The organism is Paenalcaligenes suwonensis, from assembly GCF_011290505.1.
GTDB lineage: Bacteria > Pseudomonadota > Gammaproteobacteria > Burkholderiales > Burkholderiaceae_B > Paenalcaligenes > Paenalcaligenes suwonensis.
This window is the reverse complement of record NZ_JAANPV010000006.1, coordinates 253,071-279,820: the sequence shown is the minus strand read 5'-3', so window position 1 is coordinate 279,820 and position 26,750 is coordinate 253,071. Positions and strand designations below refer to the sequence as shown.

The window sequence follows — 26,750 nt, the reverse complement described above, 5'->3', positions numbered from 1 at the left end:
AGCCGCAGAAAGCGGTGATTTAAAGGAGCCAGTAATGGCAAAGATTGAAATTTTTGATGATGAAGCATTTTCCGTAATCTCGCTGACGGCTGCTATTCAGGAGACAGAGCATGTGCCAGGGCGCATAGCTGAGCTTGGCCTGTTCGATGAGAAAGGTATTACCAGCACAATTGCAAAAATTGAGTATGACGGTACAAGATTGATGCTGGTGCCAGCGAAGCCGCGAGGAGGTGTTGGAACACCAACTGTATTGAAGGGGCGTCGTTCAATTACTGTCGAAACAGTGCATTTGCCACTTACTGCCACGATGATGGCTGATGAAATTCAGGGTATTCGAGCGTTTGGAAGCATGTCTGAGTTGGAGGTTGCGCAAAGACGTTTGAATCAATACTTAACCACGCATAGGCAAAGCCTAGATTTAACGCATGAGTGGCAAAGAGTAGGTGCGATTAACGGTCTGATCCTTGATGCTGACGGTACGAGTGTCTTGGAGGATGTGTACGATCGGTTTGGAATTGAAAAAACAAAGTTCCATATGCAGTTGGATAAGGCAACTACTTTTGCTCGGACGCAAAGTGAAAATGTGCTTGATTTAATCTCGGATGCATTAAATGGTATGCCTGTGAGAAAAGCGCGCGCCTTGTGCGGTAAGAAATATTGGGAGGATTTGATTAATCATAAATCGGTGCGTGAAACCTACCTAAATACAACGCAAGCAGCAGAGTTGCGTGGGCACACCGCGGATGAGTTTGAGCTTGGCGGGGTTATCTATGAGCGTTACCGTGGGTCCCTGAATAAAGTGCCTTTCATCCCAGATGAAGAGGCGCGTGCCTTCCCGGTGGGTATTCCTGATTTTTTCATTACACGGTTTGCTCCGGCTGATTACATGGAAGTGGCGAATTCAGAGGGGGTGCCGTTCTACTCTAAGTTAGAGACGATGCGCTTCAATAAAGGCATTGAAATTGAAAGTCAGTCCAATCCTTTGCACATGCCAACTCTTCCACAAGGCATTATCCACCTACAGGCTGGCTCAAAGTAATGTGGGATAACAGCGTCTTTGACCGTGCGTTTGACTCGGCTGGCATGCGTCAGCGGGTCATTCGCTTGATTAATGGTGCTCCGGCAGGCGAGTTTAAGGCTCGCTTTGACCGGCCTCAAGTTATCCGTGACGAGGCGGGCTTCCATATTCACACCACGAACTACTCTTTAGAGTACACAACCAGCGATCTAACAACACCATTAGCCTTTGATGATGAGGTTGATGTGGAAGTGAAGAGCGGGGTGTTTGAACGTTACCGTGTAAATCAAGTGCCGCTTGTTCAGGGGGATGGTCACTGGACTCGCGTGGAGTTGGAGCTAGTGCGATGAGTACGTTAGCTAGGCAGTATATTCTCGGCCTTCGAGAAGCTGTTAAGGGTGCTGGTGCCAAGACAGAGGACTCCCCTATACGAGCGCATACAGCCAGCGATACTTCGTTAGTGAGTATTCAGCCTGGTGCTGAGCGTGTGGTGCCAGAAGCGGCCTTTAATCGTGTTACTCGCCAACGTGAGATTCAGGTGATGGTGCACACGTCAGGTAGAGACCACTTGGAGGCCTGTGAGTATTTGTTCGAGCTTATACATCCAGTAATCATGGGCTATACCGAAGACAGCATTATTCAAGTTGATGAGCTGCGTACTGTAGAGCCGAAGTATGCGGATGGTGACCTCACACGTCAGGTAGTCGCAAAGATATACCTGATCACCTACCAAACAGAAGATGACTCGCTGAGTCATTAAGGAATCACATCATGAAAAACAAAGAGCCTGAACAAGGGCAGGGCGAAGCTTTGCTTAGTGTTTCGGTGACCGGTGCCGAGGCGCTGCCTGATTTAAATCAGGGGCTAGGGGGCAGCTACATTCGCGACCCTAAAACAGGTGCCAGAACGCTTATTCAGCGTACAGCTGAGTGCAGCGACTGCAACCTTAAAAAGGAGTAATCATGGCTGCAAAGTCTATGAAAAAGGTTTTGCTATTAGCAAAGCTTCATGTAACGGCTGGGGTTGATCCAGTTCCGGATGCTGCCACAAACGCAATCTTGCTGCGCAATGCAACGATCACCCCCGTAAGTGCTGAGTATGTAGAGCGAGCTTTGCTGCGTCCGTTCATGGGTAACGCAGGGCAGATCGCGACGACGCAGTACGGTCAAATTGAAGGTGAGGTTGAATTGGCAGGGGCTGGTGTGGTGGGGAAAGCTCCTGCATGGGGGCCGCTTTTACGTGCGTGTGGATTTGCAGAAACCATCACAGAAGGTGTGGATGTTCGCTACACGCCTGTGTCTGGTGAGCTTGAAACTATAGCCCTACATACCATCTTGGATGGGCTATTGCATGAGATCAAGAATGCTCGTGGAACAGTGACGTTTGATGTCTCTGCTAAAGGCATTCCGTTCATGCGTTTTCGCTTCTTAGGTGAGTACGTTCCCATTAAAGATGCAGTTAACCCGACAGGGGTGGACTATTCAGCATTCTTGAAGCCATTGGGCGTGAACAAAAAGAACACGCCCGAATGGTCTTTTGGTGCTTACACCGGCTGCTTACAGTCGTTGAGTTTTGATGTGGCCAACCAGTTGGAGTGGAAGTCCATGATCGGGTGCGAAGGTGCGGAAATTACGGACCGTCAGCCCAAGGGCAATATCTCCCTGCGGCTTCCAAAAATTGCGGAGCTGAACTGGCCGAAAATGGTGATCGAGGCGACAGAGCAGCCTTTAAGCATTACTCATGGGGTAACTGCTGGGAACATCATCGAAATCAACCTTCCTCAGGTGCAGATCACCAACCCAAGCTACTCGGATGATTCCGGTACTGCAATGCTTGGCCTAGATCTAAACGTTAACCCCAAAGATGGGAACGACGAAATTGAAATCGTTGTTCGCTAAGGAGTAGGCATGTCTTCTTTTGTAGTTACAAAACGCCCGATCGTAGCTTTTCCAATTTCTATCTCGGTCTATGACGAAAAAGGCGAGCTTCAGGAAATCGAGTTTGTTGCCCAGTACAAGCATGCATCGCTGACAGAGCTCCAGGCGCTGCAGAACGGCTACAACAATTTTATTCGTAGTATTCAAGGCCTAGATCCAGTCCCTGACGAAAAAGGGAAAGTGCAGGTATGGAAATACAAGACGGATATGGAGCTTGTTCAAGAACGGCTTGTTGGCTGGATCGGGGTAAGTGAAGAGTCTGGGCAGGAGATGAAGCTTACAAAAGCGAATCTTGAAAAGGTTATTGCTACATACCCAGAACTGGTTAAGCCCCTGTTCCACGGTTTCTTTAGTGCTCACTCAGGCGCGAAAGAAAAAAACTCCTAGAGGCTGCCAGATTCTGGGCAACTGGGGGGAGAAGTAGGGCAAATGACTTCTCCCCCGATGAGTCGGTATTGGAGTCGTTAGAGCATCTTGGTGCGCCCCAAGAGGTTATTGACGCAATCAAAGCCCAGTCTGTCAGCCAAGAGGTAGAGGCGTTTGAGGTCTGGCCGGAGAACGAGAATGCCGTAAGGGTGTTTCTTGACTTAGCGACGGTTTGGACATGGGTACCGGTTGGGATGAGTAGTCCTGTGCGTACTGGTATTTCTTCCATGGAAATTGAATCCACGATCCGTATGAATGGGATTAGTGGGAAGAAAAAAATCAAAGAAGTATTTCAGGCAGTGCGGTTAATGGAGTCTGCCGTTCTTGAGGAGTGGGCAAAGTGAGCGACAGAAACCGTACTATCGGCGTAGTTTTTACGGCCGATACAGGTAGTCTTACGCGTGGGTACTCCGTAGCGCAGGCGGCGACCATGTCTTTTGGGAAGACTGTTGAGTCTCAAATGTGGGGAGCCACAGCGGCAACAAAGGGACTGAGTGACGCATTTTCGCAGTTTGATATGACTTCCGTATCAAGCATTCAGAAAATGCTTACGACAGGGTTTGTTGGGTATTCGGCTTTTTCTGTTTTGAAAACGATAGGCCAGAACACTATCAATCTGCAAAATGAGCAGGCGCAGCTTGCTGCTGTTTTGGAGTCGACGGGTCGGTCGGCAACTATGACCACAGAGTCTCTAAACGAGATGGCGGCAGCAATGTCTCGTGCGAGTACGTTCTCTGGTGGTGAGATAACGCAGGCTCAGTACACGCTGCTTGCGTTTACAGGTATAGCAAAGGCAGAGTTTCCAAGAGCTATGCAATCAGCTGCTGACATGGCCGCGCGTACTGGCATGACAATCAAGTCTGCTGCTGAGACGATTGGTCGAGCGCTTGATGTTCCTTCCCAAGGTTTAGCGTCACTGACCAGGCAGGGCTTCAGGTTTAATGAGGAACAGAAAAAACTTGTAGAGCACCTTGAAGCAACAGGTAGAACAGCAGAAGCGCAGGCAATTATTCTCAATGCGCTGGAAGAGTCCTATAAGGGGGCGGCACAAGCAGCGCGAGATACGTTTGGTGGTGCTTGGGCCTCCCTGCTTAACACAGCAGGAGACCTTGCAACAGGATCGGACGGTTTCTTCGCTCCTATAACAGCGGGACTAAATGAGCTGAATGATGTGCTTAGTTCGGGTGAGGCGCAGGCTGCGGTTCATGGACTAACAGTAGGTGTGCAGCTTCTGGCGACAGTGTTGGCAGGACGTCTGGTGATGTCGCTTGTGGCAACGTCCGCATCGTTTATCTCATCAACGATTACTGCTGCACGATATAAAGTGGCCCTGATGGAAATGATGGGCGTTAGCAGAGGTGCGGCTGTAGGTGTTACTGCACTTGGTGTGGCCGCTAGAGCAACTGGTGCTGCTATGTCGTTGATGATGGGACCAGTGGGAATCATAGCGGCCTTGGCGGGAAGCGCTGCGTTAGCGGTATATAACTATCGGGATAGTCTCTCGGATACTTCATCTGTGGTTGGTGATTTTGGGCGCAGCATAGATGAGTTGAAAGGGAAGTGGAGTAGCTTAACTGTGGCGCAGAATGAGGCGCTGCGAGGGGAATACACACAAGCCATACGCGAAGAAAGGACGAAGCTTGAGCAGGCCAAAGAGGAACTTGAGTCCGCGCTTAGTGGGTTTATGTACCAAGCGAGTCAGGGAGGAGTAGGTAGGAGCGAGCAATTACGAAAGTTTTATGAAGAGGTAGATTCAGCTGCGGGTGATATGTCTCAACTAGTTAGGATATTTAGAGAGGCAGAAAATGCGGGGTTTATATCGCCATCAACCGTGCAGTCGTGGATTGATCTTGCGGGGGCGGTAGACGGCGCAGAAAGATCGCATGCTGCAGCTCAAAAGACTCTCGCTGGTCATTTGGCTCACATGCTGCAACTTACTGCAGCAACTAGGGAGGCTGCAGAAGCGCAGGGATTGCTGGGCGAAGAACTAGACAAAGCGCGAGGTGTATGGTTAGGAAAGTACGCAACACAAGCCGAGAAGCTCGCTGCTGAGTTAGCAAAAGCAAAAGAAGAATTTGGAGGAATGATCCCCCCAGATATTGAAGCGCGTATCAGAAAGGCTTTTGAAACAAAAGGGCCTAAAGCACAAGCCTCTGAGCTTCAGAATCTGATTAAGCGTCTATCTGAGCAGCATGCCGTTCTGGGCATGACGGCAGATGAGGCGGAGCGATACAAAATTACGACGATGGCAGGGTCGGCTGCTGACCGTGCGCGTGCTTTGACTTTGTTTGACCAAGTGCAAGCATGGAAGGAGGCTGATAAGGCGATTAAGCAGGCTCAAGAATCGTCAAAAATCTTTGCTGCTACACAGAGGGAGTTGGATTTATTCAGCCAATCCTTTGATATAGAAATTGCAGGGCTTGGGCTTGGTGACCGCGCTCGCGAGCTGCTTGAGAAAGAAAACGAGATACGTCGTGACTTTGCTGAACGCAGGACAAAGCTAGAAGAAGGTCAGCAATCAGAGCTAACAAAGCTCGATGAAAAGTCATATGCGGAACGTCTACGTATGCTTGAGACATCTGAGATCCAGAAGGTTCAGATTCTCAAATTAAAAGCTGCTGAGAAGTTTGAGGTGGAAAGTCAGTGGGTGAATGGGCTTTCTAAGGGGCTTCAGGACTACTCCGACTCGGCTTCTAGATCTTCACAAGCAGTAGCTAGCTCTGTAGGAAGTGCTTTTTCTGGCATGGCAGATGCTTTGAGTAATTTCGTTAACAACGGGAAATTAGACTTCAAGAGCCTGGCAGACTCAATAATTAATGACATGATTCGTATTACGGTTCAGCAGTCGATTACAGGCCCGTTGGCTGGACTGGTTGGTAACTTATTCGGTGGTGTGTCTGATACTTCTTATGCGCCCGCTCATGGGTTTGGGGGCGGTCGAGCGATGGGCGGCCCAGTCGCGGCAGGAAAAATGTACGAAGTTAACGAGCTAGGGATTCCTGAGCTGCTAACTATCGGGAATAAGCAAATGCTGATGATGGCAGGGCAGAGTGGATATGTAACGCCGTTGTCAGCAAATGCTGGTGTTGCGCAAGCCAGCAAAGCAGTGGCAACGCCCTTGATGCAGCAACCATCTGTATCAGTACAAATCATCAACAATTCCAGCCAGCCGGTTACCTCATCACAGCCCACAATCACTAAGGATGCGTTAGGTCGAATGGTGATTGAAATCATGCTTGAGGATGATAGGAAAAATGGCCCCTATGCCAGACAACGGCAATTACGTGGAGGATAACGATGTTGCCTGTATTTCCTGATTATGCCGATATCCTTCTGGATGGTTTTTCTGATGAGTCTGATTACGGTGTACTGCGTACCGAAATGGATGGTGGGATTGCTAAGCAGCGTGCTAGGTGGACTAAGGCTATCGTTACGCGGGATGCCACAGTGCTCGTAAGAAGCGCGGCAGAAAAGGCCTGTTTTGATGAATGGATGCGTGATGAGCTGCGTGGTGGAGCGGGGTGGTTTGAGTACTACGACCCGCTGACGAAAATTACACGTAAAACTCGCATTGTTAGCGGCAAGGTCAAATGGACTTCACCCGGTTTTGTATGGGAAGGCCAATGCCAAATGGAAATGATTGGCTAATTACTAAACTATGGAAGGAATACCCGCTCAGGCGGGTTTTTTTACGCCTATGAGTCGTCAATATTCTGCCCGCGCCAAGAAAAACATGCTTGCAACGAGCGCGGATGAGCCTTTTCTAGTTTTGTTAGAAATCATGCATCACGAATTGGATGTACCAGTGCGCGTGGTAAATGACTCCATCGCTATTACGGTTCAGGGGCATGAATTTGTGGCCTGCCCATTTGATATCACCTTGCCAGATGACGTGGAAGGGCAAGTCCCTAAAGCGCAGTTATCCGTCGATAACATTGGCCGCGAACTTACGCAGTGGCTGGAGTACAGCCGAGGCGGTAAGGATGCGAAGTGCCGAATTATGCAGGTGCTGCGTTCGTACCCGGATGTACTTGAGTTCGATATGACGCTGGATATGTCCGGCATTTCCATTAACAACCAAACCGTTAGTAGTGAGCTGGGGTTTCAGAACACGTTTCTCTTGCCTGCAGTCACGATGCGCTACGACCCGTTTACTACACCAGGGGCTTTCTGATGCATTGGTCAGATGTGTATGTGGGATTGCCATATATCCCTGAGACAGGGGACTGCGCGGCGTTGGCAGAGCGTGTGGCGTTTGAGGTGTTTGGTAAAGCAGTGTGCTTGCCTACTACGCATGCGCTGACGTACCGAGAGCAGGCTACCCAAATCATGGACTTGCGCGAGTCTTATGCCAAAGAAATACCAAGCCCTATAGATGGATGCCCAGTGCTGTTTATTGGTCGTGGTCGTTTATGCCACATCGGGGTGATGTGCTGGATCGCCGATGAGTGGTGGGTACTGCATGCGGATCAGAGCGCAGGCTCTGTGTTGAGACAACGGTTGCGTGATGTGACCCGGCTGCATTTTAAAGTTGAGGGGTATTACCAATGGCTGTAGAGCGTGTCATTGAGCGAGCGCCAATGGTGGTGCTGCCACATGCGCTGAGCGACCGTGGTCGTGAAGTGGTGATGGCCGCATTTCTGCCTAAAGAGACACTCGGATCGTACTGTAAGCGTACCGGTATCGTGGTACCCAGAGGTGAGCTAAAGGTGTTTCATAATGGACGCCCTGTGCCTGCGCCGCTGTGGGACAAGCTGATACCGCGTACTGGAGATCAAATCATTATTCGTGCCATTGGGCAAGGTGGCGGTGGGGGCAGCAAGATTTTGCGTACTGTTGCCATGGTTGCGTTAGTGGTGGCCTCGGGTTCGATTGGAGGGTTAGCGGCGGGCGCATGGGGTGCAACGGCGGGTTCTCTTGTATCTGCAGGGGTGATGATAGGTGGCTCCATTTTGATTAATGCCTTGTTGCCACCACCTAAGCCTACAAATCTAGGCAGTGGTGGCAAGTACGAGACGAGCCCTACGTACTCACTCTCGGGTGGGCGTAACAGTATGCGTTTGTGGGAGCCGATGACGCTGATTTTTGGTGAGCATAGGGTTGTACCAGACATGGGAGCCAAGCCTTTTACAGAACGGGTGGGAGACGATCAGTATTTGAATCAGTTATTCCACTTCGGCTTGCAGGCTGACAGTGTGGAGCTTTCTGATTTTAAGATTGGGATGACACCATTAAACGACTACAAAGACGTACAGATTCAAGTTGCGGACTCCAATGGCAAGCTCACACTATTTCCCGGCAACGTGGATACCATTGAGGGCTTTACGCTGGAATCAGGCGTAGTGAATAGCCGTACTACTGAAGAGGATGTGACCTCAATCAGCGTTGATTTAGCAGCCCAGCTATTCAATATTACTGACGCAGGGAAATATACGGATGTCTCTGTTGAAGTCCGTGTGCAGTACAGAAAGGTCGGTGCATCCTCTTGGCAAGATGCAGGCGAAGTTGGGTCATCCTATGCTACGCATTATTGGTCGTATCAGCGTAGCAATGGTTATCAGATGGGTTATGGCTCTACGAACTATGCAGACCATACCGATGGTGAGCGAGAGCTTGTAAATGGGCAATGGCTTTACTGGCGCTGGGTACCGCACCCGCACGCACAAAGTAAGCCGTGGAGAGGTGTTGCGCCAGACCCTTTGCTAAGTACGGGCTTTCAGGCCATTACGCGCATAAAAGGGGCTAAGCAAACGCCAACGTATAAAAGCGTTACGTGGTCTGTGCCGCGTGGGCGCTACGAGATTCGGGTGTGGAAGGTCTCTGCTGATATCAAGGACGGGAATGGCCGTAAGTCTAACGAGGTAGCGGTCAATCAGATTTTAGCGTTTCAGGTTGATGATGCGGACTACACAGGGCAGTTGCGTGTGGCGTTACGTATTAAGGCAACGAGCCAGCTAAATGGTGCTGTAGATGAGTTTAGTGCCTTAGCAAAAGCGAAAGCGCCTGTGTGGGATGGCAAGGCTATTACGCAAACCGTAACGAGTAATCCTGCATGGTGGTTTTTGTTCTTCGCACTCGGAAAAGTGCGGATTGGCAAGGGCCGTCTTTACGGAGCAGGGCTTGCGTTGAGTCAGATTGATATCGAGGCTATTCGCGCATGGGCAGCATGGTGTGACCGTAAACGTCTAAGTTTTAACTACGTGTTAGATAGAAAAGTGTCTGGCGCGGAAATGCTGCAGGTTATTGCGCGCTGCGGCCGTGCATCGCCAACATGGCAGAGTGGCAAGCTGGGTGTCGTGTGGGATACTGAGAATCAGCCGTCTGTTGGGATGTTTGGACCATTCAACATCAAAGCAGGTTCATTCAAAGTGGATTACATCAACGACAATACGCCTGATGAAATCATCCTGAACTTTGCCAACAAAGAGCGTGATTACAAGATGGATGAGGTGCGGGTCAAAGTGCCTGGTGCCTCCGCTACGTTGAACCCGCTGCAGTTGGATTTAGAGGGCTGCACGAACGCTGACATGGCAGGGCGTGAGGCGAACCTTATTGCTGCTTCGCAAATCTGGCACCGTCGGCGTGTGAGTTGGGAAACCGATATTGAAGGCTGGATCGCGTCGCGTGGTGATGTCGTAGAGATTAGCCACGACCTAACAGTTTGGGGTTATTCAGGCCGATTGCTTGATTGTGATGGCAGGACGTTGCTGTTGTCTCAGCATATTCCTACAGGGTCTGGTGTGTTGATGCTTCGTGACCCAGAGGGCAATATGAAGACCGTGCATGTGGAGGGTGTAGAAGGGGAAACCGATACTGTCACCATCACCAGCGATTTGCAGGGGTTTTCGCTGCCAGGCGATAGTCGCTTTCAAGATGTCCCAGCCATGGATTGGGCGTACTTTTTTGATCCTCAGGCAACGCCGGGTAGGCGTTTCAAAATCACAGAGGTGCAGCCGCTTGGCGATGACGGTGTGCGTTTTTCGGCTATAGATGATGATGCCGGCTATTACGCAAGTGAATCTAATCCCTATGTGCACGTGCCACCGCGCGATGGTTCACTGCTGGCGGGGTGGATATTCGGTTTGGGTTTTGTTGAAACGGTGACCGATGCAGCCAAGCGCGTCGTGGATGTACGCATTAACTGGTCACCTTCTTCAGATGTCCGCTGCCGTGTAGTAGTTAAGGTTAACGGCATCGAGGTGCTCTCTGAGGAAACGGTATCCCGTCACGTTGTCGTGCAGGCAGTGCGAGGGGATGTGGTGCAGGCCACCGTTACGCCCATCACGTTAGCAGGCGCTGGCAAGCAGGCTAGTTCGTCGCATGTGGTTGTAGCAAAAGTCGATCCACCTACAGCGCCAACAGGGCTAAGTGTTTCTGTGGAAGGCGACATGCTGCGCTTAGCGTGGAAGGAAAGTGGCAGTGCGTGGGTAGAGGCTTATGAAGTAGCGCTTTCTGATGAGCGTTGGGGTTCTGATTACCTGTTTCGCGGCAGTGCGACGAGCTGTTTAGTGCATCCGGGGGCTGTTGATGTGCCTGTTATCTGGTATGTACGCACGCTTAATGCAGCAGGCCTGTATTCAGAGGTGTCAGCAAACGTGAGCTATACAGTTGAACGCCCAGCGGATATTGACGATATCGCTATTAAATTTGCTGATACGAGCCTGACAAACGCCACCGTCACCTTAGATTGGCAGGATATTGATCCCGTGTTTGGATTGGCCTTTTATCGTGTGAGCTATGGCGACGTAGTAAAGCAAACTAAAGCCACAACGATTACGCTGCCAGCTGACTGGATTGGTGATCGGACGTTCACAGTGCAGGTGGTGGATGACTTAGGGAATGCGTCGTTAGGGTTCTCTCGTACCGTCACTAAACTTGCACCCAAACCGCCGCTAAATGTACGTGCACAGGTGATTGATAACAACGTGTTGTTGTACTGGGAGCTTCCTGAAATGACAACGTTGCCTGTATCGCATGTGCGTGTGCGGGAGGGGGGTGACTGGGAAACTGGCCGTGAGATTGGCACGAAGTCAGGGTCGTTTACCAGTTTGTCAGAGCTGCAGGCGGGGCGTTATCAGTATTGGCTGGCGACAGTGGATACCGATGGTCATGAGTCTACGCCAGTCAGTATTGTGGCATCAGTCAGTGAGCCGCCTGATTTCGTGTTTAGAGGGGAGCAAATCTCAGCATTAGACGGGGAGTTGGTGCATGCTGTGCTTGATGGTGCTCGTGTTCTTCTACCTGTTAACACAGAGGAAACATGGGAGCAGCACTTTGCAACGCGATCGTGGGATACACCGCAGGCACAAGTGGATGCTGGGTACCCGATCTACATCCAGCCCACGCTGATTAAAGGTTCGTACAGTGAGGTTTTTGACTTTGGTACGGTTGTGGCCACCAGTCGAGCGACGATTACCTTCACCGGTAAAACGCTTGCTGGTGAAGTGTCTTTGTTACCCAGAACGGAACTGTCATTAGACGGTGAGAGTTGGACGCCTTACGAGGGAATGAGTGATGTGTTTGGCACGAACTTCCAGTATGTACGCTTCACTCTTACGGTAGAGCAGGTGGGTGACCATGGTCTGTATCAGCTAACGGGATTGAGTTGCAGGCTTTCCACGAAGCTGAAAAACGATGGCGGCCGGGTTGAGTGCAAAGCGTCAGATGTGCGTGGCACAGTCGCTAACTTCAATGTGACGTTTTTGGATGTGAGTTCGATCACGTTAACGCCAGCGGGTACTACGCCCGTGACTGCCGTATATGACTTTAAGGACGTGGTGCAGAGCGGTACTTATGTGGTTGATGCTGCAGGGATAATGCTTGTGACGGCAGCGTCACATGGTTTTGAGGTTGGTCAGGATGTCCAAATCAACATCATTAGCGGTGCAGCGAAGTCACAGCGCGTGCAAGTACTCTCAGCAACGGCAGATACCTTTACGGTGCAAACGCGATCCAGTGCAGCTAATGGGCGGGCTAGTATTTACGCGCAAAGCATGCGGGTTTATCTTTTTAATCAACAGGGGGCTAGAGCTTCAGGCGTAGTCTCGTGGGCAATCAAAGGAAATGGATAGATGGCAGATCATTCAAAGCCAACGCTATCAAGCACGTACCCTAATTTTGTGGCAGAAGTAAAAGGTCGTTTAGAGGATGTATCTAGGCAGTTTGACCCTGCCAATAGTGAACCCTCTAACCTTGCAACGGGTACGATTCGTTGGAGCAGTGCAGCCAAAAAGTGGGAGATATGGAGCGGGACCTCATGGGGGAACTTAGCAACGGAATATGCCATTAGTATTTCTGGGTCGGCTGCTAAGTTAAAGACGGCCCGTAGCATGGCGCTAACAGGAGGGGCGACGGCTGCGGCGGTAAATTTTGATGGCTCAGCGAACATCACGCTAAATGTGACGGAGTTAAATCCTGCGCAGTTATCAGCCGCTGTACCGGTCAATAAAGGCGGGACAGGTGCTTCTGATGTGGTGCAGGCGCGTGCAAATCTGGGGTTGGGAACTGCGGCTATAACTAGTGCTAGTGATTATGCGACGAAGAGTCACACTCACTCTTGGTCGCAAGTAACTGGAGCGCCGGCAACGGCTACACGCTGGCCGACATGGGCTGAGGTGTCTGATAAACCCACAGCCTTTGCTCCGTCATCCCACACTCACGCTTGGGCGCAAGTCACAGGCGCGCCAGCAACAGCCACTCGCTGGCCAACATGGGACGAGGTTTCTAGTAAGCCAGCTATCCCACCAACCCAACAGAGTTTGGGGTATACAGCCATCGGGCAATTAGCCCTCGTAATGAGTAGGTATGGGGATACTGCGGACTCTGCTCGTAATGGTGGGGATACAGTGGCTGGCAGTGCTTTGGTGCACGTTAGGCTGTTCGTTGATGCTAATGCTTCGGGTAGTGCGGTAACTATGGCCGCTAAGTCCCCACTTACCACACTACCGGGTACTTGGAGGGTACTTAATGCTGGTAAGGCTTCTCCTACTACAAATTCGGTGTTAGCCGTATACCTAGCTATAAGGATTTCATAATGATTGAAGCAAAAGAACCTATTTACGCCGACTCAACTGGCGAAAGCATTGATATGAAATTAAACCACCCTGAATATGGGTGGATAGACTTCACCGCATCAAAGCATGATTCCGAAGAACATGGTCGAGCAATATATGCCGCTGCTCTAGCTGGTGAGTATGGCGAGATAGCGCCCTACATCGCACCACCACCTCCACCGCTACAATATAAAACCGTATTCAGTGTTTTGGAGTTCCGTGCGCGTTTCACTCAAAACGAACAGCTAGCCATTAAAACTGCTACGTACACAGACCCTGCTGTCGGGCTTGTCTATGACGACTTCTTGGCTGCACAGTTTGTTGATCTAGCTGATGCACGAGTAGAAGCAGGCATTGACCTATATATAAGCAAGGGACTTTTAGAGCCTGACAGAAAAGCAGAGCTCTTAGCATCAGAAGAAATCTAGCCCCGACAGTGATCGGGGTTTTTTATTGCCCCGGCTTCGGCTGGGGCTTTTTTATTGGAGGCCACTATGCAGCGGTGGGGTTTTTTATGGGGAGACGGTTTTGAATGCTTGGACTTGGTTGTTAGAGCAGTTTGAGGCGTTTCAGTGGGGTGTGACCGGCTTTATTGGGGCATTGGTAGCTAGTTGGTTTAGGCGTGACGATTTACGTAATAGACGTGATTTTGTCTTGTTTGCATGCACCGGAGCGGTAATTGCCCATTTTTTAACTGGGATGATTTCACGATACCTAAATGTTTCACCTGCTGATGCTGGTGGCATTGGTTTTTTGTTGGGGTTATTCGGTGGTACCGGGGTGCAGTCGGTCATCAGGGCAATACGCGCTGCTGATTTATGGCAGTTCATCATGAGCCGCTGGGGCGGCGGTGGGAGAGGCTAAGGTGGCATATCTCAATATTTTTGCGTGCCTGCTGATTTGTGGGTGGGCGGCGTGGGGGGCAGTTTCTAAGCGAGTGCAGTGTGGAGCAACATGCCGTGTGTTATTCAGCGTTGCTGCATTAGCAGCTATGGGCGTGATATTAAGCCCACACGGTAGCTATTCGGCAGGACGTACAGCGGAGGTAACGTTGAACGTGGCTTTGGCGATGCTGTGCGTGCGACACATGTTGCTCAAAAAACGTTTGACCTGGTGCAGATTTAAAAAGTGGTGGAGGGCGCAGAAATGCAACTAAGTGAAGTTATTAGGCGGGCCGTCGATCCGGCGTTGCGCTTGCTGCCTGAGCGCATGGATGGCAAAGAGGCGCGTGTACAGATGTTGGCCATGGGCTTACAGGAAAGCCGTTTTGAATACACATATCAAATCGTGCAGGGAAGGCCAGAAGCTAAGGGACCAGCGCGAGGCTATTGGCAGTTTGAACGTGGTGGAGGTGTGCGTGGCGTATTGAGCCATGCAAGCAGTAAACAGCATGCGCTTTTAGTGTGTGCTGAACGTGGCGTAGAGCCGGATGCACGGACTGTATGGGACAGATTGGAGTATGACCCTGTGCTGGCGGCTGCGTTTGCTCGGCTGCTGCTATGGACGGATCCACGTAAGCTGCCAGTTCTAGGTGATGCGCAGGGCGCATGGGATTTGTATATTCGCACTTGGCGACCCGGTAAGCCGCATCGTCATACGTGGGATGCTTTCTATGCTAGAGCGTTAAGGGCCGTGCAATGACCGCAATCAAATCGTATTTGGGATGGGCCGCTATTGCAGCGGCTGTTTTTTTGTTCGCATGGAATGTACAGGGCTGGCGTTATGAGGCGCAGCTTGCCGAATTAAAGGCGCAGCACTCGTTAGAGCTAGCCGCGCGCATGACGGATGTTGCCCATGCGGAGGCATTAGCGCGTCAGATTGAGCATGAGCTCACAGAAGCAATGGAGGTTAGGGATCGTGAAACACAAGAGCAGCTTGAGCAAATTACTATTACTGAGCGGCTTGCTGCTGATCAGCGCGTGCGGGACGCAGCCAAAGAATATGCTACCCGCTACCGGCGAGGCGTTGCGCTTGCCACCGCTGCCGCAGAGCGCGAGGCAGCAGACACCGCAATCCGAATGTTTGCCGAGTTGCTTAGCCAATCTGATGGCTTGGCGGGCATCTATGCAGCAGAGGCTGACAGAAGCAGAGTAGCAGGGTTAGCTTGTGAGGCTGCGTATGATGCTGCTAGAGGCCGCAGTATGGTGCGGTAGGGCTATAAAAGAGGCTTGAGTGTCCAAGTAACCACCCCCCAAACGGTTAATTCCTGACCGTCCTTAAATTCGATGTCTGGGAAGTCGGGGTTTGCAGCTTCTAGTTTGATGATGCCGTTTTGGTTGTACAGGCGTTTCACTGTGTAGTCTCCATCAACCACGGCCAGCACGATATACCCATGCTTAGCTATGAGCGAGGTATCTACTAGAACGGTATCGCCATCGTTAATACCTGCATCACGCATGGATTCGCCACGGACTGGCACGCAGTATGTTGTACCGGGGTGCTTGACTAGCAGATCGTTAAGATCGAGGCGCTTGTGCATGGTTGCCTGTGCAGGCAGCGGGAACCCGCATTGCACGGTAGCGTCGGTAATCAGTGTGGGATGGTTTGGCATGGCTTTTGATACTGATTATAAAAACAGTATTTTAAGCAATAAAAAGATAGGGCGGGTTACAGAGAGTATCGCGCCTAATGCGTTCTGTAAGGCCTGTTGTTTTATACAAAGAAAGCAGGTGTAATAGACGAAAAAAAAGACCGCTAGTTGCGGTCTTTGTTCTAAAGTTCGGTTTTTTGTTCTAATTTTCATCTTGTGGGAAGTTGATGTTTTTATAACCCAATGAAAACTAGAAAGAATTTGGGGTGACCGATGGGGCTCGAACCCACGACAACCGGAATCACAATCCGGGACTCTACCAACTGAGCTACGGCCACCATTGTGTAGCAAAGAAAAATGATTATAGCAGGATTTTTATTTTTTGCACAAGTTTGCATCAAAATAAATAAAGTTTAACGAGTTTGGCGTGAAACAGCGCTTTGCTCTATAGTGGTTCGGACCTATACAAAGGAGTTTGACTATGACACAGGTATTTGTTGTTCATCCTGAAAATCCACAAGGACGCATTCTGGCTCAAGCAGCGCAGATCTTAGCTAAGGGTGGGTTAGTAGCCGTGCCAACGGATTCTAGCTATGCCGTGGTTGCGCGTCTGGATGATAAGTCTGCAGCTGAAGATTTGCGACGGGTACGAGGTTTGGATGAACGCCATAACCTGACGGTATTGTGCCGCGATTTGGCCGAGATCAGCACCTTTGCCAAAGTGGGGAACAGTCAATACCGTTTACTAAAGATGGCTACGCCTGGCCCATGGACCTTTATTTTAGAAGCCACCAAAGAAGTACCACGACGAGTGTCACACCCGTCGCGTAAAACTATTGGGATTCGTGTTCCTGACAATAAAATTGTGAGTGAACTGATAGATCAAGTGGGCTCGCCGTTGTTGTCTACTACCTTGATTCCTGAAGGTGAGGTAGAAGCGTTAAATGACGTGGCCGAGATCGAGAAGCGCTACAAAGGGCAAATTGCAGCAATTGTCGATGGCGGGGCGTGCTCCATGCAGCCTACCACGGTGATTGACCTGACCGAAGAAACACCAGAGGTGGTTCGAGTGGGTTCTGGTGATCCTGCAAAGCTGGGTTTGGCCTAAGCGTCAAAGCAGTTTTTTTGCTTTTGTGCACAACTCTGGTGAATAATGGCAAAAATGCTTTGAACTACGGTTTTTCATGAATGATTTAATACAGACCATTACGGTCTATGCTCTGCCTGTTTTGTTTGCGATTACGTTGCATGAGGCCTCGCACGGCTATGTGGCTAGGCTCTTTGGTGATAACACCGCAGCACAGGCAGGGCGCATCACCCTAAACCCCATTCCTCATATAGATCCCATCGGCACTATCGCAGTGCCATTGTTCTTGCTGTTTACTACCAGCATGATGGGTGGTTCCGGGTTATTGTTCGGCTGGGCAAAACCTGTACCCGTTAATTGGTCGCATTTGCGTAAGCCCAAACGCGACATGCTTTGGGTGGCGTTAGCAGGTCCAGCCTCTAACTTAGTGATGGCCATAGGCTGGGCAATTGCCTTACGGCTGATGTTAGATAGTGGTGTGGCACATACTGACTTTTTCCCACGTATGGCGATTGCCGGTATCTGGGTAAACTTGGTGTTGATGGCTTTGAATCTGATTCCGTTGCCACCTTTGGACGGCGGTAGGATAGTATTTAGTTTGCTGCCCAATAAATGGGCCTATCAGTATGGCCGTATAGAGCCTTATGGCATGCTGATTCTAATTGTTTTGATGCTTACCAATGTATTAGGGCTGGCTTTGGCACCATTTTTGTCATTTGGACAGAATGTGGTGAGCTGGTTCTTATGATTTTGCGGTGAATCCTGTAAACTGCAAAGATCTTTATGTTGTAAGATGTGTGCCGCTTTTTGATTCTGGAGAAAACCTCGATTATGGCAAACTCGGAGAATGCAACGCCTGTATTTCAAGGCAGTATGGTTGCGCTTGTTACCCCTATGTTCCCGGATGGGCAGCTGGATATCGAGGCGTATCGAAAGTTGATCGATTGGCATGTGGCTGAAGGCACAGATGCAATCGTAGTAGTAGGTACCTCGGGCGAATCCCCAACAGTAAGTATGGATGAACATGCTGAATTGATTGGTATCGCTGTTAAACACGCTGCTGGCCGTATTCCTGTGATTGCTGGTGTGGGTGGTAACTCCACAGCAGAAGCCATCGAATTGTCACGCCACGCGCAAAGCGTAGGTGCTGATGCAGGTTTGTCCGTAGTGCCTTACTACAATAGACCTACCCAAGAAGGTATGTACCAGCACTTCCGTAAAATTGCGGAAACTGTAGATTTGCCTTCTTTCTTGTACAACGTGCCTGGTCGTACAGTTGCCGATATGGACAACGACACCATCGTACGTTTGGCTCATGTGCCTAATATTATTGGCGTAAAAGACGCAACAGGTAATATTGGTCGTTTGGGCGCGCTGATGCGTGACAAACCGGAAGAATTCATTGTGCTAAGTGGTGACGATGCTACCGCTGCTGCACTGATACTGTTGGGCGGTAAAGGTAATATTTCGGTGACTGCTAACGTGGCACCACGCATGATGCACGACTTGTGCATGGCCGCTTTAGCAGGTAATTTGCCAGAAGTTCGTCGTTTGAACATGGCGTTGGCGGAACTAAACAGCAAATTGTTTATCGAAGCTAACCCTATCCCTGTAAAATGGGCGCTGGCTGAAATGGGGAGACTGCAGCTAGGTTATAGACTGCCTTTGACTCCCTTGAACGAGAAGTTTCACGATATGTTGCGTCAAACATTAAGGGATGCAGGTCTGATTTCATGAGAACAATGCGTTTAACCAAGATTTGTGCCGCCTTGACGGTAGGCCTAGGTGCTGTAGCGCTAAGTGGTTGTTCCACTCTGGAAGAAATTACAGGTGGCGCCGAAAGCGTAGATTACAAAAGTACAGTACGTGGCGAACCTCTAAGCGTTCCACCCGATCTGACACAAGCCCAAGCCGATGCGCACTACAAAGCACCGGAAGGCACCAGCTTCAGCAGCTACATGCAGTCACGCGAAGCCCAGCAACAAGCTGTGGCAAGTGGCTCAAATATTCTGCCGCAAACAGATGGTATTGAGGTTAAGCGCGATGGTCAGTTGCGCTGGCTGGTTGTGGATATGCCTGCTGAAAAGATCTTCCCAGAAGTCATCGAGTTCTGGGGAACACAGGGTTTCACTATTCGTAGCCAAGACCCTCGTGCTGGTGTCATCCAAACCGACTGGGCTGAAAACCGTGCCAAGATTCCTGAAGGCTGGATTCGCAGCGCGTTGGGCGCCATCGTTGACCAAGTGTTCGACAGTGGTGAGCGTGAGCGCTTTACCACCCGTATGGAACGTGTAGATGGCAAGACTGAAATTTACATCAGTCACCAGCACATGGAAGAAACCCCCACACCTGACGGTACAACGTTTAAGTGGGTATACGGTAAAGAAGATCCTAACCTGAACGCGGCGATGCTGGCTCGCTTGATGGTGTACTTAGGTACCGATCAAGAACGTGCACAGTCCAAAGTGACACAGGCAGAACAAACCGAACGTGGTACGGCTGTAGAAACCGTGACTACCTCTAGCGAAGCCTTCTTACGTTTGAACGAACCGTTCGATCGTGCATGGCGTCGTGTGGGTGTGGCGATTGATTCCGCTGGTTTTGCGTTAGAAGATCGTGACCGTTCTAGTGGCGAGTACTTCATTCGCTACTTGGATTCCGACACAGGCGAGAAAATCGAACAAGCGAACATCTTTACACGTATGTTCGGTGGCCGTAACACGGCTGAAGCACAGGCATTCCGCATTCGTGTGGTGGCCCAAGGTAACGGTTCTATGGTTACTGTGCTGGATAAAGATGGTCAGACCATATCAACAGATACCGCTAGACGTATCATTACGGTATTGTCCAACCATATCGGAAAATAAGTTCTCTGTTTTCCAGAAAAGCCCATCTGCGTGCAGGTGGGCTTTTTTATTGTGCAAAGGCTGGACAATAGCCCTCAACTTATAGATAATGAGAATTAATATCATTTAATATTGGTGATGAGGCAGGCCATGACCAGCGCATATCTTTCGGCAGTAATGACGAATCAACAGCAGCAATCACGCGTGGATCATATCTTACGTAAGGTGTTTAAGCCTGGTGGTTGGGGCATGCTGTTATGTGTGGCGAGTTTTATTTTGGCGTCTGTATTGGTGGCCTATGTAGGTCTACAGTGGCAAGAACGCTTTTCCACGACTAGATTGGATGCGGGTACCAAAACATTGACGCACGCGTGGGAAGGGTCTGCCTATGTGGAACTGGCACCCGGTGCTAAAGCCAATGTGGTGCAATACAGCAATAGGCGAGAAGTGCACATGCTGACAGGTTCTGCTGTTCTGCACGTATCGGGTGATCAACGTATGCCTACGTCATTGCATATAGGCAATAAGATGTACCCGGTTGCCGATGCGACAGTGCAGGTTTCTGTTGCGGCAGAGCGTAATGGCATGTTGTCTACGAATCACGAGTTAGTAGTCCTGCAAAGCGCTGTGCCCGACCCCTTAGGCTAAGTCACTGTCATGCAGCACCAGTAAAAAGCCCCACGTACAAAACATGGGGCTTTTTTGTTGCGATGCGCTTTGCAGAGAAGATGAACTTAGTGTCGCGGAAATTGTTGTTTCCAGTCGTACAGTAAATCCAAGGCGTCGCGTGCACTTAAGTTGTCCACATCCAGATCGTTAAAGAGACGATGTAGTTCCAAGGCTTGTTCGTCTTCCACACTAGGGATGGCTGGCAATGAGTCCTCTGCGGCTGGGGCCGAGAATAAATCCAATTGATTGCTAGGGTGCTGGGATTCTAAATGGGTGAGTTCGCGCATGGCTTGTCTAATGACAGCCATAGGAATACCGGCGCGTTGTGCTACCTGAATACCGTAACTGCGGCTAGCAGGGCCTTCTTGCACCTCATGCAAAAACACGATGCCTTGAGACGATTCCGCTGCAGCCAAGTGTACGTTTACCGATGCGGGTTCGCTGTCGGGCAGACGGGTGATCTCAAAGTAGTGTGTGGCAAACAAGGTGAGTGCTTGGTTGTGGGTGAGCAGGCGGTGTGCAATAGCCCATGCTAGCGCTAAGCCGTCATAGGTAGAGGTCCCTCTACCTATCTCATCCATCAACACAATACTGTGTGACGTGGCAGCAGCCAAAATCGCGGCGGCTTCGGTCATTTCCATCATGAAGGTAGAGCGGCCACCCGCCAAGTCGTCGGCAGCTCCAATACGTGTAAAGATGCGGTCTACAGGCCCAATACGGGCAGCAGTAGCAGGTACATAACTGCCGGTACGTGCCAACAGTGCAATCAACGCATTCTGGCGCATGTAGGTAGACTTACCACCCATGTTAGGGCCGGTAATCAGTAGCAAGCGTCGGTCGTGGCGTAAGTCGCAGTGGTTGGGTGTGAAGTGCTCAATGCTGTGCTCCACCACAGGGTGTCTACCGGATTGAATCCATACGCCAGCTTGATCGCTAAGCTCGGGAGCTACCCAATCATTCATTAGTGCATGGTGGGCAAATGACGCTAAGGCGTCAATTTCAGCTAAGGCGGCCGCCGCTAAGGACAGTGGCACGGTGAAGTCAGTGAGGGTTTGCAGCAGGCTTTCAAACAGGTATTTCTCTTTAGCCAAACTGCGCTCTTTGGCCGATAGCACTTTGTCTTCCCACTCTTTAAGTTCGGGGGTAATAAAGCGTTCGGCGTTTTTCAGAGTTTGACGACGACGGTAATCGTCAGGCACATTTTCAGCTTGGGCGCGGCTAACCTCGATAAAGAAGCCGTGCACGCGGTTGAACTCTACGCGCAAGGTAGTGATACCAGTGCGTTCGCGTTCGCGTTGTTCCATTTTTAGCAGAAACTCGCCATTGTCACTGGCTAACGAGCGCAACTCATCTAGCTCGCTGTCGTAGCCATCAGCAATCACACCACCATCGCGTACCAGCAAAGCAGGTTCTGTCGCAATGGCTTTATGCAGCAAACTTGCTAGTTCTGGGTCTAGTTGCAAATGACTAGTTAAGCGTTCCAGCGCGGGTGTGGCAGGAAAGTGCTGACTAAGTAGCTGATGAAAAGCGGGTAGTTCCTGTAGGGCATCGCGTAGGCTGGCAAGCTCGCGTGGGCGCACGCTGTTTAAGGCGATGCGGGTAGAAATACGCTCTAAATCTGGAAAATTACGCAGCAGTTTGTGTAGGGTTTGAAAGTGCTGGGTGGGTACGCCTGTTAGCAGCGACGATACGATCTGCTGGCGCTCTAGTACCGCGTCATTATTACGCAGAGGGTGGTGTAGCCAACGGCGCAGCAAACGCGCACCCATGGGGGTTTGGCAGTGATCCAGTGTGGAAAATAGCGTGGGGGAGCTTTCGCCACTAATGGTTTCGGTTAGCTCTAGGTTTTTTCGGGTAACGCTGTCCAGCACCACAAACTCGCCACTGTGGTGAACACGGAGTTTGTGAATGTGATTGAGGCTTTGCGACTGAGTACTGCTAACGTAACGCAGTAAGGCTCCAGCAGCGCATAGCGCCACAGGGTAGTCGTCTAAGCCAAAGGCCGACAAACTATCTACTGCAAAATGCGTGCATAGCGTTTGCTCTGCATTGGTACTTTCAAAATGCCAATCTGGCGCACGGCTTAAACGGTATGGGTTAGACAGCTCTTGCTGGCAGCTATCGGCCATGACTAACTCTGCAGGTTCCAGGCGACTAAGCTCGGAATCCAACATATCGGGCAGGCACTCGCTCACGGTAAAGTCGCCGTTAGCCAAATTCATCCAAGCTAGGCCAATCACATCTTGCCTATTTTTACGACCAGGTACCAGCGCTGCAATAATACGGTCGGCTTTGCTAGGCAGTAGGGCATCATCGGTTAAGGTGCCGGGGGTGACAATGCGCATGATCTTGCGCTCTACCGGCCCTTTGCTGGTAGCAGGGTCACCTACTTGCTCGCAAATAGCGACGGATTCGCCCAGCGCGACCAAACGTGCCAAGTAGCCTTCCATAGAATGAAAAGGCACACCCGCCATGGGTACCGGTTCACCATTGGAGGTACCGCGTTTCGCCAGTGTTAGATTCAGTAGTCGAGCACCACGCTCGGCGTCTTCGTAGAACAGCTCGTAGAAATCCCCCATCCTATAAAACAGCAGATGCGAACCGGCCTCGGCCTTGAGACGCAAGTATTGCTTCATCATTGGCGTATGGTTAGAGAATTCCAAGCCCTCCACATCAATGTTTTTGGTAACGCTAGAGGTAGATGATGTAGAAGAATTTGTACGTTTCTGGTCGGTCATGGTGTTGCGATCTGCGCCTATCTAACGGGTGTAGAGAATGCAAGGGATCATGCGACTACCGTAAAGGTAAAAGGATGATCCCCAAAAGCCCAACTGCTATTGTCGCGTGGGAAGGGCTAAGAGCGCAACGTGGTACGGATACGGAGACTAAAGGGTAGAAGAAAGGCTGGCCTAGAGCGGCTCTATCAGTTCAATTGCATAGCCATCGGGGTCCAAAATAAATGCAATAGTGCGTTTCCCATGGCTCATTTGTTTGGGTGGGGTTTTGATGGTGACACCGCGTTGTTCCAAATTTTTTACGGCGAGATGAATGTCGTTCACCATACAGGCCAAGTGTCCAAAGGCTTGACCCTTCTCGTAAGGCTCTTTTTGATCCCAGTTATAAGTTAGCTCAAGGCTAGATTGAGTGGCCTCATCAAAACTTAGGAACACGTTAGTGAATCTGCCTGACTCATATTTAGTATGGCGCAGCACCTTCATGCCCAGCGTGTCCCGGTAAAACGCCAAGGATTTCTCCAAGTCCAAAACCCGCAGCATGACATGATCAAGACGGAAGTGTATTTCAGAAGTATTCATAGACGCTGGTATGTATTTGAAAATTGCAATGTAGCAAAATCACCAATCTTCAATCATGACCATTCATCAACGATAGATGAGAAATACTCAAAGCGGGTCAGACGGAGGGCAGCAGGTCCGCACTAATGTTTTGAATGAACAATGGCACACAGGGGTTGGCATTGGACTCTTGCCACATGATGTTGATGAAAGACTGTGGGTAGTGTTCAGACAGCTCCAGATCAATCGCTACTAAGTCTCTGTGTACATATTTACGCAAGGATTGCGACAAGATGGCGATGCCAATGTTGGCGGCTACCAAGCTCATAATACCCGTAATGGTGCTGGCTTCTTGTATCGAGTTGGGCGAAAAACCAGCGTGTCGGCACAGGGAGTAAAAGTAACGGCGCCATACCTGCCAGTGGGTTTTACTACCCACTACAAAGCGCTCATTGGCGAGTTCAATCAGGGGAATGCTTTTGCGTCCAGCAAACGGATGATTATTCTGCAGCAGTACGATGGGGTCATCGCGGCATATGGGTTTCCACTGTACGCCTAGGTCTTCAGGGTCATCGGTAAAAGCAAAGCCAAAGCCCAAATCTAAACTGCCTTGCTGTAAGCCCTGAATTTGTTGCTGAGTAGGCATGTACAGCAGATCGGTAGTGATGTTGGAGTATTGCTGTTTGAAGTGTTCCAGCGTTTTGGGCAGTACATCCTGAACGGCATAGTCGTTATAGGCAATGATTAAGTGACCTATATCCCCAAATTTAGCTTTTTGTGCAAGCTCAATGCCTCGTTCTAGATGTATGAAAACCTGTTCTATTTCTTGTAAAAGTAGAAAGCCTGCAGCAGTCAGTTTGACCTGACGTGTACTGCGCTCAAACAGCTCTACCTCCAGAGACTCTTCGAGTTTTTTGATGATACGAGTGAGGCCGGGCTGTGTGATGTGAAGTAGCTCGGCAGCCTTCTTAAAATGCAATTGCTCAGCCACTGTTTTGAACGCACGTAAGTGATGCAGATCAAGGCGACTAGGAGTCATGATTTGGCTCGTTTTTTATTGATAACATTTCGATCAATAATAGTGTGTGAATAGTGAATAGACAAGCATTTTGTACCGTATTAGCCTGTTCACGTTGATTCATATGTTGATATTTGAATCAATCGGAATAACATTATTCGCAACCGGATAAATAATAAAAACCAGTAACCCCGAAGGGGGTTATTTTGAAAACAAGAGATAGTCCCAATACTTGAGGAGACAGAAGTATGCAAAGGGAAACTACTATGGCGCAATCGGAACATACTGATACTAGCCATATTAAAAAGGTGATGGCGGGTTCAGCGGCCGGTACTATCGTTGAATGGTTTGATTTTGCGTTATTTGGCTACATGGCCGTGTATATCGCGCAGAACTTCTTTCCGTCAGAAGACAAGATGGCAGGGTTGCTAGCAACGTTTGCTGTGTTTTTGGTGTCATTTATTGTTAGGCCACTGGGGGGGATTTACTTCGGTAGGCTAGGAGACAGAATAGGCCGTAAAAAGATTTTGGCCTTAACCGTATTACTGATGTCGGGCTCTACGGCTGCCATTGGTTTGATACCCACTTACGAGAGCATTGGTATTTGGGCTCCTATTTTGCTGATTATTATCCGCTGTATTCAGGGGCTGTCAGCAGGCGGTGAATATACTGGTGCAACCATATACACCGTCGAGCACAGCCCCATGAACAAACGCAACTCGTATGCGTGGGCAATGTCAGGTGCAACGTACTTTGCTTTTGCATTAGCAGCAGGGATCAGTGCAGGTCTGGCGGCGATTGTTGGTGCTGAGGCAATGGGATCATGGGGATGGCGTATTATTTTCCTACTGGCCGTGCCAATGGGGATAGTCGCATTTTTCATTCGTGATCATTTGTCGGAGTCGCCAGAGTTTCAGCAAATGCGCGCCGAGAAAAAAGGGCAGGTCAGCTATACGGCTTCCCAGGTGTTTAAGGCCGAGGGTCGCAATATTGTGAAGTTGGGTGGATTCATAGTGCTGTATGCGCTGTCTTTCTACATTTTCTCAACTTACATGAATACCTTCTTGCGTACAGTGATTGGTTTGTCTTCCGTACAGTCATTGACGGCCAATATGGTTGCTTTGCTGTTTGTGACGGCGCTTACACCTATTGCTGGAGTGATTTCCGATAGAGTGGGCCGTCGTAGAATGATGCAATTTGCTGCTATTTGGCATGCTCTGTTTACTATTCCAGCTTACATGGTGGTTAGTAATGGGGCATCTTTGGAAGCAGCGATTGCCGGTATGCTGATCATTGGTATTGGTCAGGTTGCGGCAAGTGTGGTGGCGGTAACGCTATTGTCTGAAATGTTCCCTACAGATATGCGTTATACAGCGTCCAGCATGTGCTACAACATTACGTTCGCGATTTTTGGTGGCACAGCCCCTTATCTGGCGATTTGGTTGACAGCACAAACGGGTAGTTATTTGGCACCCGCATTTTATGTGACAGTTGTAGCGGTAGCCTGCTTCTTCTGGGTAACAATACTGATGCCTGAGACAGCGAATAAGCCACTGCGCCGTTATCATACTGAGCCGGGCCATGATGCTAAACCTGTAGTGAGTTTGGGTAAGGCTAGTGTTAGTTGATACGCTAAATATATAGTTTGATTTTGATGAGTAAACAGTCCTGTTTTACAGGGCTGTTTTTTTGTTTTTGAGGCAGAAATTACGTTGATTTATAGCAAACGTCACAAAGATAAACGCAGTTCTGCTTATAGGAAAACCGTCTTCTCATCCGGTTTTCTATAGAATAGAATTTTATAGCACTCACCACAGATTGACTCACTCCCTGCTTCTTGCAGATTGAAGGACGAGGTTTAACTGCCAAAGGGA

At 49.9% G+C, this 26,750-nt stretch carries 27 protein-coding genes and 1 tRNA gene; 23 read left to right on the top strand and 5 right to left on the bottom strand.

The window, feature by feature from the left end; all coding sequences use genetic code 11:
• Positions 1-34: 34 nt before the first annotated feature.
• From GY634_RS11390 to GY634_RS11310, 17 genes are all read left to right on the top strand, one after another.
• On the top strand, positions 35-1,039 hold the full coding sequence (locus tag GY634_RS11390; RefSeq protein ID WP_166408649.1) for a major capsid protein: 1,005 nt from the start codon (positions 35-37) through the stop codon (positions 1,037-1,039).
• A complete protein-coding gene (locus GY634_RS11385) occupies positions 1,039-1,368 on the top strand; it encodes a head-tail joining protein (protein WP_166408648.1) in 330 nt (109 codons plus the stop codon). The genes GY634_RS11390 and GY634_RS11385 overlap by 1 nt, the downstream gene beginning before the upstream one ends.
• Positions 1,365-1,778 (top strand): hypothetical protein, encoded by a 414-nt coding sequence (locus GY634_RS11380; RefSeq protein ID WP_166408647.1) that lies wholly within the window; start codon positions 1,365-1,367, stop codon positions 1,776-1,778. Before GY634_RS11385 ends, GY634_RS11380 begins: the two co-directional genes overlap by 4 nt.
• Before the next feature lie 11 nt (positions 1,779-1,789).
• The gene (locus GY634_RS11375) at positions 1,790-1,978 is read left to right on the top strand and encodes a hypothetical protein (RefSeq protein WP_166408646.1); all 189 of its coding nucleotides are present in this window, start codon (positions 1,790-1,792) and stop codon (positions 1,976-1,978) included.
• Between the two features lie 2 nt (positions 1,979-1,980).
• Positions 1,981-2,916, top strand: coding sequence for a phage tail tube protein (locus GY634_RS11370; RefSeq protein ID WP_166408645.1), 936 nt, complete (start codon positions 1,981-1,983; stop codon positions 2,914-2,916).
• A 9-nt stretch (positions 2,917-2,925) separates the two neighbouring features.
• On the top strand, positions 2,926-3,342 hold the full coding sequence (locus GY634_RS11365) for a phage tail assembly chaperone (protein WP_166408644.1): 417 nt from the start codon (positions 2,926-2,928) through the stop codon (positions 3,340-3,342).
• Positions 3,343-3,410: 68 nt separating this feature from the next.
• Positions 3,411-3,725, top strand: coding sequence for a DUF1799 domain-containing protein (locus tag GY634_RS11360; RefSeq protein ID WP_166408643.1), 315 nt, complete (start codon positions 3,411-3,413; stop codon positions 3,723-3,725).
• Entirely contained in the window at positions 3,722-6,676 is a 2,955-nt protein-coding gene (locus GY634_RS11355) for a phage tail tape measure C-terminal domain-containing protein (protein ID WP_166408642.1), read from the top strand. Before GY634_RS11360 ends, GY634_RS11355 begins: the two co-directional genes overlap by 4 nt.
• A 2-nt stretch (positions 6,677-6,678) precedes the next feature.
• Positions 6,679-7,029, top strand: coding sequence for a hypothetical protein (locus tag GY634_RS11350; protein ID WP_242683690.1), 351 nt, complete (start codon positions 6,679-6,681; stop codon positions 7,027-7,029).
• A gap of 49 nt (positions 7,030-7,078) precedes the next feature.
• Positions 7,079-7,555 carry a DUF1833 family protein gene (locus GY634_RS11345; protein WP_166408641.1) on the top strand — a complete coding sequence of 159 codons (477 nt, stop codon included), beginning with the start codon at positions 7,079-7,081 and terminating at the stop codon, positions 7,553-7,555.
• A complete protein-coding gene (locus GY634_RS11340) occupies positions 7,555-7,938 on the top strand; it encodes a hypothetical protein (protein ID WP_166408640.1) in 384 nt (127 codons plus the stop codon). Before GY634_RS11345 ends, GY634_RS11340 begins: the two co-directional genes overlap by 1 nt.
• Positions 7,929-12,452 (top strand): host specificity factor TipJ family phage tail protein, encoded by a 4,524-nt coding sequence (locus GY634_RS11335; protein ID WP_242683689.1) that lies wholly within the window; start codon positions 7,929-7,931, stop codon positions 12,450-12,452. Before GY634_RS11340 ends, GY634_RS11335 begins: the two co-directional genes overlap by 10 nt.
• Positions 12,453-13,415, top strand: coding sequence for a hypothetical protein (locus GY634_RS11330; RefSeq protein WP_166408639.1), 963 nt, complete (start codon positions 12,453-12,455; stop codon positions 13,413-13,415).
• Positions 13,415-13,861 carry a hypothetical protein gene (locus GY634_RS11325; protein ID WP_166408638.1) on the top strand — a complete coding sequence of 149 codons (447 nt, stop codon included), beginning with the start codon at positions 13,415-13,417 and terminating at the stop codon, positions 13,859-13,861. The genes GY634_RS11330 and GY634_RS11325 overlap by 1 nt, the downstream gene beginning before the upstream one ends.
• Positions 13,862-13,961: 100 nt before the next feature.
• Positions 13,962-14,297, top strand: coding sequence for a hypothetical protein (locus GY634_RS11320; RefSeq protein ID WP_207625581.1), 336 nt, complete (start codon positions 13,962-13,964; stop codon positions 14,295-14,297).
• A 282-nt stretch (positions 14,298-14,579) separates the two neighbouring features.
• Positions 14,580-15,074 carry a hypothetical protein gene (locus tag GY634_RS11315; RefSeq protein ID WP_166408637.1) on the top strand — a complete coding sequence of 165 codons (495 nt, stop codon included), beginning with the start codon at positions 14,580-14,582 and terminating at the stop codon, positions 15,072-15,074.
• Positions 15,071-15,586, top strand: a complete 516-nt coding sequence (locus GY634_RS11310) for a DUF2514 family protein (protein ID WP_166408636.1) — start codon at positions 15,071-15,073, stop codon at positions 15,584-15,586. Before GY634_RS11315 ends, GY634_RS11310 begins: the two co-directional genes overlap by 4 nt.
• Before the next feature lie 2 nt (positions 15,587-15,588).
• Here the strand turns inward: GY634_RS11310 and GY634_RS11305 are convergent, their stop codons facing one another.
• Both GY634_RS11305 and GY634_RS11300 read right to left on the bottom strand, forming a co-directional pair.
• Complete coding sequence (locus GY634_RS11305; protein ID WP_166408635.1) at positions 15,589-15,984, bottom strand: LexA family protein; 396 nt, start codon at positions 15,982-15,984, stop codon at positions 15,589-15,591.
• Between the two features lie 241 nt (positions 15,985-16,225).
• A tRNA-His gene (locus GY634_RS11300) sits at positions 16,226-16,301 on the bottom strand.
• A gap of 143 nt (positions 16,302-16,444) precedes the next feature.
• On the opposite strand from GY634_RS11300, the gene GY634_RS11295 reads away from it, so the two are divergent.
• The 5 genes from GY634_RS11295 (at position 16,445) to GY634_RS11275 (ending at position 20,544) form a co-directional block, all read left to right on the top strand.
• Complete coding sequence (locus GY634_RS11295) at positions 16,445-17,071, top strand: L-threonylcarbamoyladenylate synthase (protein ID WP_166408634.1); 627 nt, start codon at positions 16,445-16,447, stop codon at positions 17,069-17,071.
• A gap of 76 nt (positions 17,072-17,147) precedes the next feature.
• On the top strand, positions 17,148-17,798 hold the full coding sequence (locus GY634_RS11290) for a site-2 protease family protein (protein ID WP_166408633.1): 651 nt from the start codon (positions 17,148-17,150) through the stop codon (positions 17,796-17,798).
• A gap of 83 nt (positions 17,799-17,881) precedes the next feature.
• Positions 17,882-18,787, top strand: coding sequence for a 4-hydroxy-tetrahydrodipicolinate synthase (dapA, locus tag GY634_RS11285; RefSeq protein WP_166408632.1), 906 nt, complete (start codon positions 17,882-17,884; stop codon positions 18,785-18,787).
• Positions 18,788-18,792: 5 nt separating this feature from the next.
• A complete protein-coding gene (gene bamC, locus GY634_RS11280) occupies positions 18,793-19,917 on the top strand; it encodes an outer membrane protein assembly factor BamC (RefSeq protein ID WP_242683694.1) in 1,125 nt (374 codons plus the stop codon).
• A 129-nt stretch (positions 19,918-20,046) separates the two neighbouring features.
• Positions 20,047-20,544: a hypothetical protein gene (locus GY634_RS11275; protein WP_166408630.1), complete on the top strand. Its 498-nt coding sequence runs from the start codon at positions 20,047-20,049 to the stop codon at positions 20,542-20,544.
• A gap of 86 nt (positions 20,545-20,630) precedes the next feature.
• On the opposite strand, the gene mutS is transcribed toward GY634_RS11275, so the two are convergent.
• From mutS to GY634_RS11260, 3 genes are all read right to left on the bottom strand, one after another.
• On the bottom strand, positions 20,631-23,204 hold the full coding sequence (gene mutS / locus GY634_RS11270; RefSeq protein WP_166408687.1) for a DNA mismatch repair protein MutS: 2,574 nt from the start codon (positions 23,202-23,204) through the stop codon (positions 20,631-20,633).
• Between the two features lie 270 nt (positions 23,205-23,474).
• Entirely contained in the window at positions 23,475-23,879 is a 405-nt protein-coding gene (gene gloA / locus GY634_RS11265) for a lactoylglutathione lyase (protein ID WP_166408629.1), read from the bottom strand.
• Between the two features lie 97 nt (positions 23,880-23,976).
• A complete protein-coding gene (locus GY634_RS11260) occupies positions 23,977-24,897 on the bottom strand; it encodes a LysR family transcriptional regulator (RefSeq protein WP_166408628.1) in 921 nt (306 codons plus the stop codon).
• 245 nt (positions 24,898-25,142) lie between these two features.
• Between GY634_RS11260 and GY634_RS11255 the strand changes: the two genes are divergently transcribed.
• A complete protein-coding gene (locus GY634_RS11255; RefSeq protein ID WP_166408627.1) occupies positions 25,143-26,504 on the top strand; it encodes an MFS transporter in 1,362 nt (453 codons plus the stop codon).
• Positions 26,505-26,750 lie beyond the last annotated feature (246 nt).

Excerpts from the sequence above, each read along its gene's own strand:
- GY634_RS11335 (WP_242683689.1), top strand. The coding sequence starts at position 7,929 with ATGGCTGTAGAGCGTGTCATTGAGCGAGCGCCAATGGTGGTGCTGCCA.
- GY634_RS11385 (WP_166408648.1), top strand. The coding sequence starts at position 1,039 with ATGTGGGATAACAGCGTCTTTGACCGTGCGTTTGACTCGGCTGGCATG.
- GY634_RS11325 (WP_166408638.1), top strand. The coding sequence starts at position 13,415 with ATGATTGAAGCAAAAGAACCTATTTACGCCGACTCAACTGGCGAAAGC.
- GY634_RS11370 (WP_166408645.1), top strand. The coding sequence starts at position 1,981 with ATGGCTGCAAAGTCTATGAAAAAGGTTTTGCTATTAGCAAAGCTTCAT.
- dapA (WP_166408632.1), top strand. The coding sequence starts at position 17,882 with ATGGCAAACTCGGAGAATGCAACGCCTGTATTTCAAGGCAGTATGGTT.
- GY634_RS11305 (WP_166408635.1), bottom strand. The coding sequence starts at position 15,984 with ATGCCAAACCATCCCACACTGATTACCGACGCTACCGTGCAATGCGGG.
- GY634_RS11330 (WP_166408639.1), top strand. The coding sequence starts at position 12,453 with ATGGCAGATCATTCAAAGCCAACGCTATCAAGCACGTACCCTAATTTT.
- GY634_RS11390 (WP_166408649.1), top strand. The coding sequence starts at position 35 with ATGGCAAAGATTGAAATTTTTGATGATGAAGCATTTTCCGTAATCTCG.
- GY634_RS11310 (WP_166408636.1), top strand. The coding sequence starts at position 15,071 with ATGACCGCAATCAAATCGTATTTGGGATGGGCCGCTATTGCAGCGGCT.
- bamC (WP_242683694.1), top strand. The coding sequence starts at position 18,793 with ATGCGTTTAACCAAGATTTGTGCCGCCTTGACGGTAGGCCTAGGTGCT.
- GY634_RS11380 (WP_166408647.1), top strand. The coding sequence starts at position 1,365 with ATGAGTACGTTAGCTAGGCAGTATATTCTCGGCCTTCGAGAAGCTGTT.
- GY634_RS11260 (WP_166408628.1), bottom strand. The coding sequence starts at position 24,897 with ATGACTCCTAGTCGCCTTGATCTGCATCACTTACGTGCGTTCAAAACA.
- GY634_RS11375 (WP_166408646.1), top strand. The coding sequence starts at position 1,790 with ATGAAAAACAAAGAGCCTGAACAAGGGCAGGGCGAAGCTTTGCTTAGT.
- GY634_RS11340 (WP_166408640.1), top strand. The coding sequence starts at position 7,555 with ATGCATTGGTCAGATGTGTATGTGGGATTGCCATATATCCCTGAGACA.
- GY634_RS11255 (WP_166408627.1), top strand. The coding sequence starts at position 25,143 with ATGGCGCAATCGGAACATACTGATACTAGCCATATTAAAAAGGTGATG.
- GY634_RS11365 (WP_166408644.1), top strand. The coding sequence starts at position 2,926 with ATGTCTTCTTTTGTAGTTACAAAACGCCCGATCGTAGCTTTTCCAATT.
- mutS (WP_166408687.1), bottom strand. The coding sequence starts at position 23,204 with ATGATGAAGCAATACTTGCGTCTCAAGGCCGAGGCCGGTTCGCATCTG.
- GY634_RS11345 (WP_166408641.1), top strand. The coding sequence starts at position 7,079 with ATGAGTCGTCAATATTCTGCCCGCGCCAAGAAAAACATGCTTGCAACG.
- GY634_RS11315 (WP_166408637.1), top strand. The coding sequence starts at position 14,580 with ATGCAACTAAGTGAAGTTATTAGGCGGGCCGTCGATCCGGCGTTGCGC.
- GY634_RS11290 (WP_166408633.1), top strand. The coding sequence starts at position 17,148 with ATGAATGATTTAATACAGACCATTACGGTCTATGCTCTGCCTGTTTTG.
- GY634_RS11350 (WP_242683690.1), top strand. The coding sequence starts at position 6,679 with ATGTTGCCTGTATTTCCTGATTATGCCGATATCCTTCTGGATGGTTTT.
- GY634_RS11295 (WP_166408634.1), top strand. The coding sequence starts at position 16,445 with ATGACACAGGTATTTGTTGTTCATCCTGAAAATCCACAAGGACGCATT.
- gloA (WP_166408629.1), bottom strand. The coding sequence starts at position 23,879 with ATGAATACTTCTGAAATACACTTCCGTCTTGATCATGTCATGCTGCGG.
- GY634_RS11275 (WP_166408630.1), top strand. The coding sequence starts at position 20,047 with ATGACCAGCGCATATCTTTCGGCAGTAATGACGAATCAACAGCAGCAA.